Source organism: Helicobacter apodemus, assembly GCF_003097575.1.
Lineage (GTDB): Bacteria > Campylobacterota > Campylobacteria > Campylobacterales > Helicobacteraceae > Helicobacter_D > Helicobacter_D apodemus.
This window is the reverse complement of sequence record NZ_CP021886.1, coordinates 1,252,070-1,270,250: the sequence shown is the minus strand read 5'-3', so window position 1 is coordinate 1,270,250 and position 18,181 is coordinate 1,252,070. Positions and strand designations below refer to the sequence as shown.

General features: G+C 33.8%; 19 protein-coding genes. 18 read left to right on the top strand and 1 reads right to left on the bottom strand.

Going from position 1 to position 18,181, the window contains the following annotated elements:
- Window positions 1–106 precede the first annotated feature (106 nt).
- The 8 genes from CDV25_RS06230 to CDV25_RS10205 all read left to right on the top strand — a co-directional run bounded on the left by CDV25_RS06230 (window position 107) and on the right by CDV25_RS10205 (window position 5,886).
- Window positions 107–679, top strand: coding sequence for a hypothetical protein (locus tag CDV25_RS06230; protein ID WP_108911216.1), 573 nt, complete (start codon window positions 107–109; stop codon window positions 677–679).
- 18 nt (window positions 680–697) lie between these two features.
- Window positions 698–1,834, top strand: a complete 1,137-nt coding sequence (locus CDV25_RS06225) for a Cj0814 family flagellar-dependent secreted protein (protein WP_108911215.1) — start codon at window positions 698–700, stop codon at window positions 1,832–1,834.
- A gap of 161 nt (window positions 1,835–1,995) precedes the next feature.
- A complete protein-coding gene (locus CDV25_RS06220; protein WP_108911214.1) occupies window positions 1,996–3,150 on the top strand; it encodes a Cj0814 family flagellar-dependent secreted protein in 1,155 nt (384 codons plus the stop codon).
- Window positions 3,151–3,292: 142 nt separating this feature from the next.
- Entirely contained in the window at window positions 3,293–4,327 is a 1,035-nt protein-coding gene (locus tag CDV25_RS06215; RefSeq protein ID WP_108910523.1) for a Cj0814-related protein, read from the top strand.
- A gap of 112 nt (window positions 4,328–4,439) precedes the next feature.
- On the top strand, window positions 4,440–4,652 hold the full coding sequence (locus CDV25_RS06210; protein ID WP_108911213.1) for a hypothetical protein: 213 nt from the start codon (window positions 4,440–4,442) through the stop codon (window positions 4,650–4,652).
- 405 nt (window positions 4,653–5,057) lie between these two features.
- The gene (locus CDV25_RS10760) at window positions 5,058–5,189 is read left to right on the top strand and encodes a hypothetical protein (RefSeq protein ID WP_269149102.1); all 132 of its coding nucleotides are present in this window, start codon (window positions 5,058–5,060) and stop codon (window positions 5,187–5,189) included.
- Window positions 5,190–5,520: 331 nt separating this feature from the next.
- Window positions 5,521–5,685, top strand: a complete 165-nt coding sequence (locus CDV25_RS10210; protein WP_162550460.1) for a hypothetical protein — start codon at window positions 5,521–5,523, stop codon at window positions 5,683–5,685.
- Window positions 5,686–5,724: 39 nt separating this feature from the next.
- Window positions 5,725–5,886: a hypothetical protein gene (locus tag CDV25_RS10205; protein ID WP_162550458.1), complete on the top strand. Its 162-nt coding sequence runs from the start codon at window positions 5,725–5,727 to the stop codon at window positions 5,884–5,886.
- An 88-nt stretch (window positions 5,887–5,974) separates the two neighbouring features.
- On the opposite strand, the gene CDV25_RS06205 is transcribed toward CDV25_RS10205, so the two are convergent.
- Window positions 5,975–6,907, bottom strand: a complete 933-nt coding sequence (locus CDV25_RS06205; protein ID WP_108911212.1) for a glycosyltransferase family 2 protein — start codon at window positions 6,905–6,907, stop codon at window positions 5,975–5,977.
- Between the two features lie 333 nt (window positions 6,908–7,240).
- Here CDV25_RS06205 and CDV25_RS06200 point away from each other — a divergent pair, with 333 nt between their 5' ends.
- From CDV25_RS06200 to CDV25_RS06155, 10 genes are all read left to right on the top strand, one after another.
- A complete protein-coding gene (locus tag CDV25_RS06200) occupies window positions 7,241–8,494 on the top strand; it encodes a nucleotide sugar dehydrogenase (protein ID WP_108911211.1) in 1,254 nt (417 codons plus the stop codon).
- A 54-nt stretch (window positions 8,495–8,548) separates the two neighbouring features.
- Window positions 8,549–9,976 carry an Asp-tRNA(Asn)/Glu-tRNA(Gln) amidotransferase subunit GatB gene (gene gatB / locus CDV25_RS06195; protein ID WP_108911210.1) on the top strand — a complete coding sequence of 476 codons (1,428 nt, stop codon included), beginning with the start codon at window positions 8,549–8,551 and terminating at the stop codon, window positions 9,974–9,976.
- Window positions 9,977–10,045: 69 nt separating this feature from the next.
- Window positions 10,046–11,449: an alanine/glycine:cation symporter family protein gene (locus CDV25_RS06190; RefSeq protein WP_432805895.1), complete on the top strand. Its 1,404-nt coding sequence runs from the start codon at window positions 10,046–10,048 to the stop codon at window positions 11,447–11,449.
- Window positions 11,450–11,794: 345 nt separating this feature from the next.
- Window positions 11,795–13,096, top strand: coding sequence for a histidinol dehydrogenase (gene hisD, locus CDV25_RS06185; RefSeq protein ID WP_204161882.1), 1,302 nt, complete (start codon window positions 11,795–11,797; stop codon window positions 13,094–13,096).
- Between the two features lie 2 nt (window positions 13,097–13,098).
- Complete coding sequence (locus tag CDV25_RS06180; protein ID WP_108911207.1) at window positions 13,099–13,362, top strand: DUF2018 family protein; 264 nt, start codon at window positions 13,099–13,101, stop codon at window positions 13,360–13,362.
- Window positions 13,355–13,792 carry a hypothetical protein gene (locus CDV25_RS06175; protein ID WP_108911206.1) on the top strand — a complete coding sequence of 146 codons (438 nt, stop codon included), beginning with the start codon at window positions 13,355–13,357 and terminating at the stop codon, window positions 13,790–13,792. The genes CDV25_RS06180 and CDV25_RS06175 overlap by 8 nt, the downstream gene beginning before the upstream one ends.
- Window positions 13,770–14,690: a polyprenyl synthetase family protein gene (locus CDV25_RS06170; RefSeq protein ID WP_108911205.1), complete on the top strand. Its 921-nt coding sequence runs from the start codon at window positions 13,770–13,772 to the stop codon at window positions 14,688–14,690. Before CDV25_RS06175 ends, CDV25_RS06170 begins: the two co-directional genes overlap by 23 nt.
- Before the next feature lie 8 nt (window positions 14,691–14,698).
- Entirely contained in the window at window positions 14,699–15,970 is a 1,272-nt protein-coding gene (gene hemA, locus CDV25_RS06165) for a glutamyl-tRNA reductase (protein ID WP_239056326.1), read from the top strand.
- Between the two features lie 73 nt (window positions 15,971–16,043).
- Window positions 16,044–17,783, top strand: a complete 1,740-nt coding sequence (locus CDV25_RS06160; RefSeq protein WP_108911204.1) for a proline--tRNA ligase — start codon at window positions 16,044–16,046, stop codon at window positions 17,781–17,783.
- The gene (locus tag CDV25_RS06155) at window positions 17,783–18,172 is read left to right on the top strand and encodes an FxsA family protein (RefSeq protein WP_108911203.1); all 390 of its coding nucleotides are present in this window, start codon (window positions 17,783–17,785) and stop codon (window positions 18,170–18,172) included. The genes CDV25_RS06160 and CDV25_RS06155 overlap by 1 nt, the downstream gene beginning before the upstream one ends.
- Window positions 18,173–18,181 lie beyond the last annotated feature (9 nt).

The following is an 18,181-nucleotide window of genomic DNA, read 5'->3' as shown; positions in this document are numbered from 1 at the left end:
TTAATCTAGAATTTTAAAGAATAAATAATCAAAAGTAAAGTAAATCTTGACTTTAAAATAAAAATATACTATAGTGAAAACACAAAATTTTAAAAAGGAGAAATTTATGTTTAAAAAGGTTTTGAGTATCTTAGTTTTAGGTTCTTTACCTTTAAGCTTAGCATTAGCACAAGAAGATGTTTTAGCGTTAGTGAGTAAAGGCAAAGTTACTAGTAATAGTGTAGGTGTTACTAAATTAAACATTGAAGAGAAAAAACAGGTGAAGGGGGGATATGTCTTTAATCCTGCTGTGACTCTATATAGATATGGCACAGGAAGCAGTAGTATCACACAAGTTGGTATTGTTGCTGAGTTATCAAAACAAGAATTAAGGGATAAAGCAATTTGTGGATACAATTATTCTAGCAATTGTGGAGGATATATGGATAAACAAAGATATAATGAATATATGGCTGTTGCTGATTATAACAACAATGAGCGTATTGTTGCAACATTAACAAAAACAACAACACCTAGTTTTTTTGGTCCTAGACTTAATTTTATAAAAGGTGGGATGGTTGCACGCATATCAAATGGTAGATTTTATAAGGTCAGAAGTCTCTCTGCCTATCATAGTATCGTAAGTGAAGTTTATAGCCTCAAAAAGAATGAACTAGCCATAAAAGCTATGGCAAGATGATAACAAGGAGACATAGCTATGATAGGTTCTTTAAACTCTAGCTTTTCTTTTAATAGTTATTCTTTAAACATTAGCAATAATCTCCGCATCAGTAATACTAATGCAAATAATACTAATAATGCAGACAATACTAATATAGAAAAAAATAACCAAAGCATAGAATCTAAAAAATCCTCATTAGCTTTTAAAGAAATCTTAGGCTATAAAGTCGATAAAGAAGGGTATTTTACACAAGAGTTTAATAAAGCAGCAGGAATACCAGAGGATTATAAGATTCACTCCTCAAGCTTAGAGAGTTTAGTGAGGGTAAGAGCTCCTTCCTTGGACTTTACCGATATAGATATTGCCAAAACCATAGGTAATGCCTATAAGATTCTCTCCCAAGTCGTAGGGGAGGATACTTTAAAAGATAAAGATAGTTTTAGCCTTGAAGAAATAGCTAAATTCCCTCAAGGCTATGAATATGATAGACGAAGTTTGCAAGTTACTAAAATTTATCAAACTACTAAGGATTATATGAATTTTGCTAGTAATCAGGCAAATTGGAAAGATTTAGAAAAGCAAGATAAAAAAGCTTCAAATCTCTTCTTTAGCAGTGGTGAGACAATGAGACAAGGTCTCCCTGCTACAGATATTTTTAATAATGCTAGTGGTGGTCAAGAAGAATCCTTCAATTTCAACCCTAATGGCAGTAAATACATTAATGAAGATGGCTCTATTACTAAAGGTGGGCTTTTAGTAGCTGTTGTTAATAAACTGAGTTACACAATAGAAGGCACAACAACAATAAGAGGTAAAGGAGAAGGGTATGATAAAAGTTTAAGTAGGCAAGAAGTGGAGTGGGTTTTTAGTTCCTACCTTGAGTCTCTAGGACCTCTCTATGCAACAGGGGAAGATGGTAGTTGGTTGTTTGGAACTGATTTGGAGACTTTTAAGAAAAAACATTCAGAACTTATGAAATCTTATCAAAGAAAATTAGATCAATGGCGAAAAGAGGATGAAGAGTTTGAAAAAAACTACAAAAGCCCTATGCAAATAATGCTCGAAGAGCTAGATGAAGCAATGAAAAAGAATCTAAAACGCATACAAAAAAAGAAACAAGAAGAAAAACAAAGAATCCAACAAGCGATGAAAAAGCTTGATATTAATGTTTAGGTAGATACGCTTTTCTCTCTTTTTATCTTTCAAAGATTAAAATAAATAGAAGAAATCTCAGTATTTAAGGAATATCTTTTGCTTTGATACCTCTAAGGAATGGAAGTATAAAGTATCAAAGCATATTGATAGATTTAATCTTGAAAAAGGAGAATATAACTATGATAGGTTCTTTAAACTCTAGTTTTTCTTTAAGTAGTTTTTCTTTAAACATTAGCAATAATCTCCGCATCAGTAATACTAATGCAAGTAATACTAATAATGCAGACAATACTAATATAGAAAAAAATAACCAAAGCATAGAATCTAAAAAATCCTCCTTAGATTCTAAAGAAATCTTAGGCTATAAAGTCGATAAAGAAGGGTATTTTACTAAAGAGTTTAATAAAGCAGCAGGAATACCAGAGGATTATAAGATACATTCTTCAAGCTTAGAGAGTTTAGTGAGGGTTTATACAAATCCTAATCGTGATATATCCTCTATAACATTTATGAGTATTGATATTGCCAAAACCATAGGTAATGCCTATAAGATTCTCTCCCAAGTCGTAGGGGAGGATACTTTAAAAGATAAAGATAGTTTTAGCCTTGAAGAAATAGCTAAATTCCCTCAAGGCTATGAATATGATAGACGAAGTTTGCAAGTTACAAGAGTTCATCAAACTACTAAGGATTATATGAATTTTGTCAATAATGAGGCAAATTTGAAGGATTTAAGTAAGCAAGACAAACATATCTCAACTCTCTTCTTTAGCAGTAGTGAGACAATGAGACAAGGTCTCCCTGCTACAGATATTTTTAATAATTACAATGGTGGTAAGGAATCAAAGAAAGTTGGTGTATGGTTTAACCCTAATGGCAGTAAATATATTAATGAAGATAACTCTATTACTAAAGGTGGGCTTTTAGTAGCTATTGCTAATTCAGATATCTACATGACAGAAGGCGAAACAACAGTATTAGGTAAAATACAAGGATTTGACAAGAATTTAAGTAAGGGGGAGATGAAAAGTCTTGAACCAATGTATTTTTTTAATGGAACGGTTACAAATCCTATTCTTAATGACAAAGATTATTTTGATTTAATGACAGAAACTGATGTTAATAAAATCAAAGAAAAATATGCAAAATTATTCCAATCTAATAAGGTGGTATTAGAAAGTAAAAAAGAAAAAAACTACAAAAGCCCTATGCAAATAATGCTCGAAGAGCTAGATGAAGCAATGAAAAAGAATCTAAAACGCATACAAAAAAAGAAGCAAGAAGAAAAACAAAGAATCCAACAAGCGATGAAAAAGCTAGATATAAATGCTTAAGTAGATACACACTCTTTTTCATTCCTTAAAGATTTAGAATAATTAGAAAAGACCTGTTAAGGAATATTTTGCTTTCATACTTTTAATGAAATACGTAGCCAATAAAAAAGTTTTAGAATCAAGATTTCAATAAGGATTAATGATGAAGATTCAATCTCATAATAATTATCATTTGACTACACAAAGGGAGTTAGAGCACTCTTTTAATCAAAAGAATAATTTATTGTCTAAAAATCAAGAAAAACCTACTCCAATAGATTCTGCGACAAATTCTTCAACCTCCTTATTTGATTGGAATGGAACAGTTGCTAAAGCTATTGGTTATACGCCCAATCAAGATGGATTTTTCCACAATGACTTGAATGCAAAACTTGGAATCCCAAGTAGCATAAAAATCCCTTCTGATATTGTTGTAAGATATGATTTGTCCCAAGCATTGGGTTATTACAACAATATTAATATGCAAGCAAGTATTCAAAACAGCTACCAAGCATTTTCAAAACTATCTAATCAAGGCATAGAAGTCTTGATAAGCCAAGCTAAGCAAAAGCCAATGGGTGATAATCAATCGCTTTATGATTCTCTTTTGAAGATTCCTCAATTCATTGACAATAAGGGTGAATTAAATCAAAGTGGTAAATTCACAGCTTTTATGGTATTAAATGATGAATATATAGTCGGTGATTTAACGATAGCAGGAGAGATGCAGAGGGCTGGAAGCAAATATGCAAACATCCTAGATGAGAATGATAATTTATTGGGGATGAATATCCTTGATAGGGGTAAAGCTGGAGAGCTATTAAGAAAGTCTATCAATGAAATAACTCCAGAAGAGTTTAGGGCACAATGGGAGGAATTGAGAAAAGAATATCAAGCCAAGAATGAGAATCAGCTAAAGGGGATTGGAGTGGAAAATGTGGAGATAGAGCAAATCAACAATCTAGTGGAACAAAAAGGAAAAAATCCTTTTAAGCCTATTGAAGGCAAAAGCCAAAATCAAACCTATCAAGATACAAATATCTTTAATACTTTGCAATTCTTACAAAACCAACAAAAAGCGAATTTGCTCTCTCTCCTATTTAATCAAAGCTCCAATGTGGATTCTTCTTTCAACAGGTTAGATAACTTCATCATAGAGAGTTTTCTTAAAACACAAAAGATGGATAGGGAAGTATAATAAATAGCAAGTCTAAAGGAAATTTTGAGATTTTAAGAAAGCTTTTGCTTTTTTAATTAATATTCGGTTAGGATTAAATCCTAACAATTATATAAAGCAGATTAATAAAAAAGTGTTTTTAACTGCAATATTAGCTTTAGGGCTTATGAGTGTGGCTAACGCTAATGAAGCTATGGAAGGAGTGCAACAAGATAGAATCGCACCTATTGTAGCTTGGGGGATTAGATATACCACTTGGGGTGCTTTTAGCAAGAGCCGTCCAATTAACAATGGAGTTGGAATACAGGGGGTTGGCGTTGGTAATGCTAGAAAACCTTATTGGTAACCTTATAGAATCCTTTATATTGTGTAAATATAAAGGTTATATGTTTGTTTGTGTCGGTGGCGATAGCTTTTATACTTTTTGTAGTTTTTTCTCATTTGTATGGGTATTTTTAGTGATTTTTTAAGATTTTTCAATGAGGTTAGATTATGCGATATGGGTAGTGGTAAATACAACTATATAGGCTTAGGTTAAACGGTTTCTAAGGCATTCTTTACTGCCCTCTCTGTTAGCCTTAACCAACAAGATTCTAATGTTAATGCCAATCAAATCCAAGTAAGCGGGGTTAAGGTTAGAAAAGAGCAAGAATCTTTTCATCCAAACAATGTTATTTTAGAGATCCTCTCACTAATGCCTATGTCAATGTGGGTTTAAGTGATGAGAGCTTAACAAAACTTAAAGGGGTTTTTGGAGAAGGCTCTTGAGGGCAATCAAGCCTTGCTTAAAGGCGAGGCAGAAGAGTTTGTAAGTAGTTGGTATGCGGATATTGCTTATAAAGGGGCTATATCCAAGCAGATGAAAACAAAGATGGATTCTTAGATATACAAGAGAGAAAAATACTAATTCTTTCTCTAAGGGTCTTATGTATAGCTCCAATGGTAAGAATTTTTATATGGGCAATGATGAGTTTATTTAAAGTTTTCTAGTATTAATTCTCAAGATATGACAAGGATTGATAAATACACCACTAGCTCTGTAGAAGAGGAGCTTAATAGAATGATTAAGTTAGATAAGGATGCTAAGGTTTTTTGATAATCAATGAATTATGGGAGGGATAATATTGGAGATACTTAGATAAGCTTTTAGATAACTCTACATCTAGTGAAGATTTGCCTTTATCTAGCAAGAGTTTTTCTAGCCTTTTGAAAAAATGGATAAAAAGCTTAAAAAACTTTTGGCAAAAGAACTTGCAAAAGCAGGGATTAATGCTAAATCTATTGACTTAACCGCTTCACCTGAAGAAATCCTCCAACAAATTATGGGGAATCCAAAAGGTGAGGAAGTTTTAAGTAATATTCAAAAACAATTAGAGTAAGAACAAAAAGGTCGTAGAGATTCTAATCAAGAAGTAAATGTGGAAAACAACCTTGATGTTCCTAATACACAAACCCAAGATGATACTGCTACCTTTGCAGCAATAGCAAAGCTTACTAAACTAGATCAGCAAACCTTAGCTTCTAATCTTTTAATAATGCAAACTTTGAAGAAGATATTATTGTTATCGTGCAAGAAATAGCACAAAATGTAGATAGGCAATATGCTTCTGATACTTTTAGGAAAGGCATTAGATATTAATGATTAAAACTTCTGTGTTATCTGTTTTATTATTTTTCAATCCTTTGGCGAATTTTTAATTTGGGTAGGAAGTGTGAGGGGAGAAGTAAATAAATACAGGCTTGTATCGCATAAAAATTAGGATAAATACTCAAGCTTTGTAAAATCTTTTTGATAGCCTTTTTTCTATTCCCTCCTTGATGATAAAGTAAAGCAGCAATTGCACAGAGCTTTGCTAGATGTTTAGGGCAACAAGCTTTGCGTTCTTTATAAAAGAGTAAAATATCTTGTTCGTAGTTTTTAACCATCTCTAAGGGTTGGTATTTGAGGTTTTGGGTCAGCGATTCTGCGTGGATTCTATAGAATTTTAGGGGGCGATGTAGGTAGTAACACGGGCTTCCTTTGTGTAACCTAAGCCATAAAAGCCCAATATTACCACGTTTTAAATCCTCATTAAAACGTCTTGTGCCAAGTAGTTTTCGCTCAAAAAGTGTAATAAACTCTCCTTGTAATTGTCCGCATAAAATCTCTTGAAAGCTTACTTCTCTTGTTTCATCAATACCCTTACCAGAGAGATAACCATCATCACTTCTAGTGCAGTTTGCGATAATTATTCCATATTTTTTTTGGAATCTTAAATAGATCTCTACCATTTGCGTAATAGATTCTTTAAAGAGTAAATCATCATCATCTAAGAGCAAAACTAAATCCCCACTAGCATAGTCTAAGCCATTATTACGATTTCCTGCAGAACCTTTGGTGTGTGCATTAGAGATGACTTTTATAGAGGGGTTATCTTTAGCATATTCACAGGCAAAGGCAAAAGTATTATCGCTAGAGTTATCATCACTAATGATAATTTCTAAATTAGGATAATCTTGCTCTAAAATACTTTCAATAGCTTCTGTAAAAAAGTATTCACGATTAAAAGTTGTGAGGATAATACTAACTTTAGGGAGATTCCCATAAGTGCTTAAATCCATATTCTTGCTCCTTTGTATCGGATTTTATAATGATTCTTTTAAGTTTTAGCTATTTTCTCTATAATCTTAGTTTTTCTTGTATTCTTAATTGGTTGTATCCCTTGTTGTGGGATAGGCTAAAAAGATGCTGATAAAAGTTTTCTTGTATCCTTGATAAAACACTCATTAAAGCCTATGAAAGTATAAATCCTTAAAGACCTTATAGGCAGAGATAACCAATTTCCTAAATTTTAGCTAGGGGTATTATAGACTAAAATCAATATGAGTTTTTTTAAGTTGTGTTAGAATCTTTTTTAAAAAATAAGTAAAACAGAATTTATAGAGGATATTGCAATGAAAACTTTAGCAATTATTGGGCTTGGGTATGTAGGACTACCTTTAGCGGTGGAATTTGGCAAAAAATATCCCGTGATAGGATTTGATATTGATAAGATAAGGATTGATGAGTTAAAAGGCGGGTATGATAGGACTTTAGAGGTAGAAAGGGAATCTTTAATTTCTGCAACAAAACTTAGTTTTACTGTATTACTAAAAAAATTAAAGGCAGCACAAATTTATATTATCACGGTTCCTACGCCCATTGATAAGTTTAATAAACCCGACTTAACCCCCTTAAAAAAGGCTTCACAAAGTGTTGGGTCTGTGCTTAAAAAAGGGGATATTGTTATTTATGAAAGCACCGTTTATCCCGGTTGCACAGAGGAGGAATGTGTGCCTATTTTAGAGCAAACAAGTGGATTGCGGTTTAATCAAGATTTTTTTTGCGGGTATTCTCCTGAACGCATAAATCCGGGTGATAAAACGCATCGCTTGCCAAATATCAAAAAGGTAACAAGTGGTTCTACTCCTGAAATTGCTGATGAAATTAATGCTTTATACGCAAGTATCATTACCGCTGGGACACATAAAGTAACAAGTATTAAAGTAGCAGAAGCGGCTAAAGTCATAGAAAACTCTCAAAGGGATATTAATATTGCTTTTGTTAATGAGTTAGCTTTAATCTTTGATAGATTAGGGATTGATACTTTAGAAGTTTTAGAAGCTGCTAGCACCAAATGGAATTTTTTACCCTTTAAGCCCGGTCTTGTGGGAGGGCATTGCATTAGTATCGATCCTTATTATCTCACTTATAAAGCAGAATCTTTAGGTTACCACTCTCAAGTCATTCTCTCTGGCAGATACATTAATGATAATATGGGAGTTATTGTGGCTAATAAGCTAATTAAGCTTATGATTAAGCAAGGTTATAAGATTAATGATTCTAAAGTTGCAATTTTGGGGATTACTTTTAAAGAGGATTGTCCTGATATTCGTAATTCACGTGTTGTAGATATTATTAGAGAGTTACAAGATTTTGGTTGCTGTGTGGATATTTTTGATCCTCTTGCAGATAGTGCAGAAGTTAAAAAAGAGTATGCTCTAGAATTAAAGCAACCCAAAGATTTCTTATTACAAGACTACCTAGCTGTGGTAATAGCAGTGGCACATAATGCTTTTAGGACATTAGATTTTAGTGCTAAGGGAGATAGGGTTATTTATGATTTGAAGGGCATTTTACCCAAAGAGCAGGTTAGTGCGAGATTATAGTTAATTTAAAACAAAAATGTTAAAATTCATTTGATTTAGCTTTAAGGAATGTTTATGAGTGCTTTTGAAACTATTATTGGGCTTGAAGTGCATGTTCAGCTTAATACCAAAACAAAGATTTTTTGTTCTTGTCCTACAAGCTTTGGTGAAGAGCCAAACAAAAATGTTTGTCCTGTTTGTTTAGGGCTACCTGGTGCTTTGCCTGTGTTAAATCGTGAAGTTGTGAAAAAGGCTATTGCTTTTGGTAGAGCCATTAATGCCACCATTAATCAAAATTCTATTTTTGCAAGAAAAAATTATTTTTATCCTGATTTACCCAAAGCTTACCAAATTAGTCAATATGAGATTCCTATTGTGGGAGAGGGGAGTATTGAGATTGAAGTTAATGGTGAGAAAAAAGTTATTGGTGTAACAAGGGCACATATGGAAGAAGATGCTGGAAAGAATATCCACGAGGGGAATTGCTCTAAAGTTGATTTAAATCGTGCTTGCACCCCTTTGCTAGAGATTGTCAGTGAGCCTCATATGCGAAATAGCGATGAAGCCATTGCTTACCTTAAGAAATTGCATTCTATTGTGCGATTTTTAGGTATTAGTGATGCGAATATGCAAGAGGGAAGTTTCCGTTGTGATGCGAATGTTTCTATCCGCCCAAAGGGGGATTGTAAGCTTTATACACGTGTAGAGATTAAAAATCTCAATTCTTTTAAGTTTATCCAAAAGGCTATTGAATATGAAGTGGATCGTCAAATAGAGGCGTGGGAGGATAAGAAATACGAAAGTGAGGTCGTGCAAGAAACGAGACTTTTTGATACTATTAAAGGTATTACGAAATCTATGCGTGGTAAAGAAGAAGCTGCGGATTATCAGTATTTTCCAGATCCGGATTTATTACCGGTATTTATCGATGATACGCTTATGCAAGAAGGCTCACAAATCCCAGAAATGCCTGATGAGAAAAGGGAGAGATATATAAGGGATTTTGGCATTAAATCTAGTGATGCTGCAGTGCTTACTAGTGAATTAGAAATGGCATTATATTTTGAATCTATGTTAGAGTATGGTGCGAGTGCAAAAGGGGCAGTTGCTTGGCTTACTACAGAGCTTTTAGGGCGATTAAAGGGAGAGAATACTTTACAAAATTGTGGGATAGATTCTAAAACCCTTAGTGTTTTAGTCCAACGTATTGATGAGGGTAAAATTAGTGGCAAAAGCGCTAAAGAGATTTTAGATAAATTAGTCGAAGATAAAGGTGGTGATGTTGATGCCCTTATAGATTCTATGGGATTAGCACAAGTTAATGACGATAGTGCTTTATTGGTTGCTGTTGAAACTATCCTTGGTGCAAATGCGGATAAAGTTGCAGAATATAAAAATGGCAAAGATAAGCTTTTTGGGTTTTTTGTAGGGCAGGTTATGAAAGTTGTTAAAGGGGCTAATCCCGCACGCGTTAATGAGCTTTTAAAAGAAAAATTAAGCTAACACAATATAGAATGCAGAAACATTGATATTTAGAGCTTTTAAGCATCGCTAAAAAATTTCTTTAAAGGAATATTTATGGAACTATTAACAAATCTCATTAATGAAGCAAGCAATTTTCTTTATACCTATTTTTTGGTCTTTGCATTATTGCTCTGTGGTCTTTATTTTACTATTCGCACAGGTTTCATACAACTTCGCTTTTTGCCTTCTGCATTTTTTGTTTTGTTAGAAAAAAGCCATAAGGAGCATATCTCTCCCTTTGGGGCATTAATGATTTCTACCGCATCACGTGTAGGGATTGGGAATATCGTAGGAGTTGCGGTGGCAATTAGTAGTGGTGGGGCTGGAGCCTTATTTTGGATGTGGATAACCGCTATCTTAGGTGGGGCAAGTGCATTTATCGAAAGCACCTTAGCGCAAGTATATAAACAAAAAGATGGAGAGAATGGTTATAAAGGCGGTCCTGCCTATTATATTCAAAGTGCTTTGGGTTCTAGGATATTTGGGATTGTTTTTGCTATCTCATTAATCTTATGCTTTACCTATGGATTTAATGGATTGCAGGCTTATACTTTAACTTCTAGTTTTGAAATTTTTGTTGGGAGTGAGGCTTATAATAATGGGCAAACAACTATGTTTATAGGTGTGTTATTGGCTATTTTATGTGCGGTGTTTTTCTTTGGGAGCAATAAATCCTCTGCTAAAATCACTTCTATTCTTGTCCCTATTATGGCTTTTGGTTATTTAGTTGTTTCTTTGATAATTGTTAGTATGAATCTAGAAGCAATTCCTGGTATTCTCGCTGAAGTATTTGCTAAAGCCTTTGATTTTGAAGCTATTTTTGGAGGATTTGCAGGGAGTGCGATAGTTATAGGGATTAAACGAGGTTTGTATTCTAATGAAGCGGGTATGGGTAGTGCACCTAATGCAGCAGCTACCGCTCATACAAGCCATCCTGCTAAACAAGGAATGGTGCAAACACTTTCTGTTTTTATTGATACTTTAATTATTTGCTCTGCAAGTGCCATTGTCGTGTTATGTAGTAATGAAAACTTGAGTGGAGTTTCTGGAATGCCCCTTATGCAAAAGGTTATGCAAGGACATTTAGGGGATATTGGCTTATACTTTGTAAGTGTTGCTATTGTGCTTTTCGCTTTTACTTCACTTATTGGAAACTATTTTTATGCAGAAATCAATTTTAAGTTCATTACACATAATAAAATAGCCTTACAGATTTTTAGGATAACTGCCGTGGTGATGGTTTTTATTGGGGCGCAGCTTAGTCTTGGGTTAGCTTGGGATTTAGCTGATGTAATTATGGGAATTATGGCTTTAGTGAATATCATAGCGATTTTGTTATTAGGGAATATCGCTATTAAAGTGTTAAAAGATTATGAAAAACAAAGAAAAGAGGGTAAGAATCCAGTCTTTAAAGCAAAAGAGGTAGGGATTAAAAATACGCAATGTTGGTAGCGTTAATGCGGTAGAATGTGTGAGTGGAATTAGCTTAAAGAGAGATTTTATCTTTAAGCAAGCTTCAGCATAATGTTAAAGCAATTTTTACTCCCTCTTAAATGGAGCAATAAAGAAGCAATATAAGCGTATAAAAAGGATTCATAGTAACCTTTACTTTAGAAGCTAAGGTATTTTCTAGGTTGTTAATGATTGTGTGTTAGTTTTGGAATATATTTAAAGAGAGCAAAGTTAAGGAAAGATTGTTAAAATATTCTAAAAGTCGTAAAACTAAATTGATTTTTCTAAAGAGTAAAATAAACATTAAAAAGTTAAAATAACCCTTTAAGGAGTAATATGAAAAGCATTCTTTTATTAAATACTCAACAAAGTGATTTTTCCTTGCAATTTGATAAGATTTTAAAACGGGCTAAATTAGATATTCAAGGAGTAGAAAAAATTGTAAAAGAGATGTTAGATTCTATAAGACTTCAAGGGAATAAGGCTATTTTAGAACATATTTTAGCATTTGATAATTGGAATCCTAAAAACTTTGAGGATTTAAAAATCCCTGAAAATTCTATGCAACAAGCCTATGACAATCTTGATGATAAGCTTAGGTGTTCTTTGCAAGAAGCTTATAATCGTATTTTTGACTTTCACCAGAAGCAAAAGCCTAAAACTTGGCTTGATTTTGAGGGAAATGGGAGCATTTTAGGGCAGAAAATTACTCCTCTTGATAGGGTTGGCTTATATATCCCCGGGGGGAAAGCCGCTTATCCTAGCTCACTTTTGATGAATGCTATACCCGCTCTTGTTGCAGGAGTGAAAGAAATTGTTGTTTGCACACCTGCACCCTGTAATGAGATAAATTCTCTACTTCTAGCGGCTATGTATTTATGCGGCATTAAAGAAGCCTATAAAGTGGGTGGGGCTAGTGCCATAGGTATGATGGCATATGGGATTGATAATGCGATTAAAAAGGTAGATATGATAAGCGGACCAGGTAACATTTATGTTGCTACGGCAAAAAAATGTGTTTTTGGCGAAGTGAATATTGATATGATAGCAGGACCTAGTGAGATTGGTATTATTGCAGATTCTAATGCTAGGGCGGATTATATAGCTTGGGATTTGCTCTCACAAGCAGAACACGATGAAATGGCGAGTTCTATTTTAGTTACTACAAGTCAAAAGTTAGCCTCTGAAGTCTCCCAAAGGATTAATGAATTTCTACTTAAGCTTCCTCGAGCAGAAATAACGGCAAAGTCTATCTATAACAGAGGGGCTATTATCCTCACGCAATCTTTAGAAGAATCCATACAATTAAGCAATGCTATTGCTCCTGAACATTTAGAATTGTTAGTAAGCAATCCCTTAGAAGTGCTTCCACAGATTAAAAATGCAGGGGCAATATTTATCGGAGAGAATACTCCTGAACCTATTGGTGATTATATTGCAGGACCTAATCACACCTTACCAACAGGAGGTAGTGCAAAGTTTTTCTCCCCACTCTCAACGGAGCATTTTATGAAAAAGAGTTCAATTATTGCTTTTTCTAAAAAGGCTATGGATGAGTTAGGAGAGAAGTGTGGGATTCTAGCTTGTGCAGAAGGGCTAGATGCACATAAACATTCTGTTTTAATACGATTAAATAAAAAGGACTAATTATGGATATTTTTGAAGGAATACCGCAAGATAAGTGGATAGAAATTGTCTTTAATGCTTCACAGAGTTTAGCTAGTGCAGAACTTATAAGAATCTTAGAGCGATTGGCTAGTATGGAGATTTTACTTGAGAAACGTTTAGGAGAATCTTGGGAAGAAGAGCTAAATTATATCCTCTCCTCTGAAGAATCTTCAGAGGAGATTTATAGGCATACACAAAATTTAGCAATTGAGTCTATGGGAAATATTTTAACAAAAAATGAGTAGAATCTTATTTTTGTTGGGTAGTTTTATTTCTTTGCTTTTTGCTCCACCGCAGTGGAAGGCAGAGAAGTTTTTACAGCTTCAAAAAGATGAATTTTATTTATTGAATTTTAAAGTTAATGAAGCACAAAAGACTTTATATTTTCGTTGGACCTTGTTAAAAAATAAGGGATTGGTAATGCATTTAAATTATGATTATTTTCCCCATCAATTTATACTTTACCAAGATTACCAAAGGAATTGTTATACTTTACCTTTGCTTAAAGCAGAGCAGAAATATTATACGCTTGAACCCTTTTTTATGCTGTGCTTTAAGGATTATCATAGGGGAGAGAAGATTGCTACTTTGAAATATTATATTTATGAAGGTGGCAGGGATTTTAATATTATTGATGAAAGGATAGTGCCAAATGGAGGCTTTGGAGCAAATTAAAGAAAGGATGCAAAGCTTTTTAGAAGCATTAGATTCTCCTCTTACCTTGGAATTAAGTAAGCATTTACAAAGTGGGAAAATGCTAAGGAGTAAATTAGTATTAAATATCGCTGGAGTGAGTGAAGAGAGTATTTTACTTTGTGCGGTTGTTGAAATGATACAAAGTGCTTCTTTGTTGCACGATGATGTAATTGATAATTCGCTTATGCGTCGCTCTAAGCCCTCTATTAATGCTATTGCTGGAGATAAAAATGCGATTATGTTAGGCGATGTGTTTTATTCTAAGGCGTTTTGTGAGTTAGTTGCTTTTCATAAAGAGTATCCCCAAATTCCACATATTATCGCAGATTCTGTTGTAAGATTGGCTTTAGGAGAAATAGAAGATGTTTATCTTTCGCAATCTTTCAATACGGATGAGAAAAAATATCTAGCAATGATAGAAAAAAAGACCGCAGCACTTATTGAATCTACTGCCTTTGCGGCAGCATTGCTTGCTAAAAAAAGCCCCCAAGATGCAAAGAAGTTTAGAAACTATGGGAGAAATTTAGGTATAGCTTTTCAGATTATTGATGATATTTTAGATATTACTGCTACACAAGAGAAATTAGGAAAGCCTATTTTAAATGACTTTAAAGAAGGAAAAACAACTTTACCTTATATTTATCTTTACCATTCCTTACAAGAGCAGGATAAAGAACGTTTAAAGAAATCCTTTAAACAAGAAATATCTCAAGATGAGATGGTGTGGATTTTACAACAATTCCAACAAAGTGATGCGATTAAACGAAGCTTTAGACTAGCTAAAAACTTAGGAGAAGCAGGAATGCAAAGCATAAGCGATCAATCTTGCAATAAACTTATAGCTATAATGCAAGAGATGATAGATAGAGATTTTTAAGAGGAAAAATGGAATATTATATTTTAAGTTACACACATAAAAATACTGATCTTAGCTTAAGGGAGAAGCTTGTTTTTGAAATAAGGAATCAACACACCAAAGATTTTTTATTTGCTTTAGTAGAAAACAAATTTATTCAAGAAGCGGTTATTTTATCGACTTGTAATCGTATAGAATTTATTTTAAGTGTGAATAATATCCCAAAAACTGAAGAGTTTTTGTTGGCAAAATTAAGTGATTATTCAAAAATTACCTTAGAGGAATTGAAAAAAACCGCAGATTCTTATGAGAATATTTCAGCCATTCATCATCTCTTTAGTGTTGCGAGCTCTTTAGATAGTTTGGTAGTAGGGGAGACCCAAATTTCAGGACAACTTAAAAGTGCTTTTAGGTTTTCTTATGATTTAGGTTGTTGCGGGTTAGCCTTATCAAGGGCTATACATTTTGCTTTTCGTTGTGCAGCTAGTGTGCGTAATTCTACAGATATTTCTAAAAATTCTGTTTCTGTAGCCTCTGCTGCTGTGGCTAAAGCAAAAGTGATTTTAAAGGATTTAAAGGGCATACAAGCTTTGGTTATTGGAGCTGGAGAGATGAGCACATTATGTGTAAAACACCTTATAAATAATGGTGCGGAGATTATTTTAATCAATCGTGAAATTAAAAACGCATATTTCCTTTGTGAAGAGATAATGCATATAAATCCTCAAGCAAAGATTCGTGTAGAGAGTTTTAAGGAATTAGGGAATCTTATTAATAAAGTCCCTTTATTATTTACCGCTACAGGAGCACCTCATAGCATTATCACACAAGATATGGTAGAGGATTTTTCACAAAAACGTTTTTGGTTTGATTTAGCCGTTCCTAGAGATATTGATGGGATTATTCAAGAGGGTATAAGTGTTTTTTCTATTGATGATTTAGAGGATATTGTAAAAGAAAATCTTGCTTTGAGAGAAAGACAAGCAGACATTGCTTATGCGATTATAGGAAAATTTACCCAACAATTTTTTGCTTGGTTGCAAAGTCTTAATGTAGAGCCACTCATTAAGGCAATAAGGCAACAGGCAAAAGAATCCGCACAAAAGGAATTAGCTAGAGGAATTGCCAAAGGCTTTTTACCTAAAGAGTATGAAAAAAATATCGAGAAAACATTGCATAATGCCTTTAATACTTTTTTGCATAATTTTACGGTTGGTTTAAAAACTATTGCGAATACCCCCAAGGAGATGGGGTCATTGAAGCGACTAGATTTCTTTTTAGTGGAGAGCAAAATCCTTTAATGGTTGAACAATATAAATGCGAATATACCGAAACTAAGCTTTTTGACACTACTAATGATAAAAAGGAGAAAGAATGAAGTTTTCAAACTTTTTTGCACCAACCTTAAAAGAAAAACCTAAAGATGCTTTTTTAAAAAGCCACGAATATTTAATAAGGGGGGGATTTATCCAGCAAATTGGGAGCGGGATCTATAATTTTTTACCCTTAGGTGTTAGGGTGCTTGAAAAAATTAAAGCCATTATTCAAGAGGAGATGAATAAGACAGGTGCTTTAGAGGTATCATTAGGGTTTGTAACTGCTGCGAGCCTTTGGCAAAAAAGTGGTCGTTATGAACGATATGGAAAAGAATTATTACGTTTTAAAGATAGAAAAGAGAATGAATTTGTCTTAGGTCCAACGTATGAGGAGGTTATTACGGAGCTTATAAAATCTTATATAAAAAGTTATAAGCAATTACCTTTGCATCTTTACCAAATTAATCTTAAATTTCGTGATGAGATTCGTCCAAGGTTTGGGGTGATAAGGGGGAGAGAATTTCTTATGAAAGATGGTTATAGCTTTCATAGTTCTAAGGAGGATTTAAAAAGAGAATTTAATGTAATGGAGGAAACTTATACAAGGATTTTTACAAGATTAGGGTTAGAGTTTCGTGTTGTTGAAGCAGATAGCGGAGCTATTGGAGGGAGTGGGAGCAAAGAATTTATGGTGTTAGCCCAAAGTGGTGAGGATACGATTTGTGTTTGTAATAAATGCCAATATGCCGCAAATTTAGAAGCAGCAAGGCGGATTAAGAAAACTGCTAAAACTCCCCCTCCACAAGCAGATTTTGCTAAATTCCATACCCCTAATACCACAACTATTGAGTCCTTAGCAGAGTTTTTTAAAGTAGATTCTTTTTGGACGATTAAAGCGGTTGTTAAAAAAGCTCTTTTTGAAAAAGGAGAGAGTGCTTTAGTGTTTTTCTTTATACGCGGTTGTGAGACTTTAAATATTACCAAAGCACTTAATGCTATTGCAGGAGCTAATGATATTATAGAAGCGAGTGAGGAGGAGATAAGGAGTGTTGGTCTATGCCCGGGATATATTGGGGCTTATGCCCTAAGGAATATTACCCAAAGCCCTTATATTTACTTTGATAAGGAATTAGAGGATTGTAAGCATTTGATTATGGGTGCTAATGAGGAGGACTATCACTTTGTAGGGGTGGATTTATCCCTTTGTGAGGGCATAGAGTTTAGGGATTTAATAGAGGTTAAAGCAGGGGATTTATGCCCTAAGTGTGGAGAAGATAAGCAAGGGGAACTGTATTTAACACAAGGGATTGAAGTAGGGCATATTTTTCAATTAGGTGATAAATATTCTAGTGCCTTTGAAGCTTTTTTTTTAGATGAAAGCGGTAGGTCAAAGCCCTTTTTAATGGGTTGTTATGGGATTGGAGTATCAAGGCTTTTGGGTGCTATTATCGAACAGCATTATGATGAGAGGGGTATGCAGTGGAATAAAGCCATTGCACCTTTTACCTTAGATATTATTGTTTCGAATATAAAAGATACACAACAAATGGAATATGCTATGAATCTTTATAGGGCTTTGCAAGAGAGGGGTATAGAGTGCATACTAGATGATAGGGAGGAGCGATATGGGGCAAAAATAGCAGATTTTGAATTAATCGGGATTCCTTATGCCCTTATTGTTGGCAAAGGTTTAAATGAGGGTAATATTGAGTTTATCCAAAGAAAAAATCTCCTTAAAGAAAAGCTTGATAGCAGAGATTGTGTAGTAGAAAAAATTTTAGAGAGGATAGGAAGTTAATGCCTTTAATACTTATTTTGTTGTATATTTTTTTGGAAATTTTATTAAGCTATGCCCTTATTGAATGGATAGGAGTTTTTGGGTTTTTCTTAGAGGTTGTTATTACCGCTCTTTTTGGGCTTGGATTGTTGGTGAATTTTAGAATCTTTTTTAAAGAGGCGTTAGGGAAGTTTTATTTAAGGGAGATTAGCCAAGAAGTGTTTTTTAGCTCCAATGTGTTTAGGATTTTAGGGGCTATTTTGTTAATTTTACCGGGTGTATTGAGTGATATTTTGGGAATTTTTATGCAATTTAGTATTACCCTTATGTTATTAAAGCCCTTGAGTAAGACTAAAGTCTCCTCTAAAGATTCAGAAATTATTGATGTAGAAGTGATTGAAAAAGATTAAGGCTTAAGT

Bases quoted from the DNA above. Each gene is read 5' to 3' on its own strand.
- CDV25_RS06180 (WP_108911207.1), top strand. From the start codon at position 13,099: ATGGATATTTTTGAAGGAATACCGCAAGATAAGTGGATAGAAATTGTC.
- CDV25_RS06170 (WP_108911205.1), top strand. From the start codon at position 13,770: ATGGAGGCTTTGGAGCAAATTAAAGAAAGGATGCAAAGCTTTTTAGAA.
- CDV25_RS06215 (WP_108910523.1), top strand. From the start codon at position 3,293: ATGAAGATTCAATCTCATAATAATTATCATTTGACTACACAAAGGGAG.
- hemA (WP_239056326.1), top strand. From the start codon at position 14,699: ATGGAATATTATATTTTAAGTTACACACATAAAAATACTGATCTTAGC.
- CDV25_RS06155 (WP_108911203.1), top strand. From the start codon at position 17,783: ATGCCTTTAATACTTATTTTGTTGTATATTTTTTTGGAAATTTTATTA.
- CDV25_RS06230 (WP_108911216.1), top strand. From the start codon at position 107: ATGTTTAAAAAGGTTTTGAGTATCTTAGTTTTAGGTTCTTTACCTTTA.
- CDV25_RS06200 (WP_108911211.1), top strand. From the start codon at position 7,241: ATGAAAACTTTAGCAATTATTGGGCTTGGGTATGTAGGACTACCTTTA.
- gatB (WP_108911210.1), top strand. From the start codon at position 8,549: ATGAGTGCTTTTGAAACTATTATTGGGCTTGAAGTGCATGTTCAGCTT.
- CDV25_RS06205 (WP_108911212.1), bottom strand. From the start codon at position 6,907: ATGGATTTAAGCACTTATGGGAATCTCCCTAAAGTTAGTATTATCCTC.
- CDV25_RS06220 (WP_108911214.1), top strand. From the start codon at position 1,996: ATGATAGGTTCTTTAAACTCTAGTTTTTCTTTAAGTAGTTTTTCTTTA.
- CDV25_RS06160 (WP_108911204.1), top strand. From the start codon at position 16,044: ATGAAGTTTTCAAACTTTTTTGCACCAACCTTAAAAGAAAAACCTAAA.
- CDV25_RS10210 (WP_162550460.1), top strand. From the start codon at position 5,521: ATGGATAAAAAGCTTAAAAAACTTTTGGCAAAAGAACTTGCAAAAGCA.
- CDV25_RS06225 (WP_108911215.1), top strand. From the start codon at position 698: ATGATAGGTTCTTTAAACTCTAGCTTTTCTTTTAATAGTTATTCTTTA.
- CDV25_RS06175 (WP_108911206.1), top strand. From the start codon at position 13,355: ATGAGTAGAATCTTATTTTTGTTGGGTAGTTTTATTTCTTTGCTTTTT.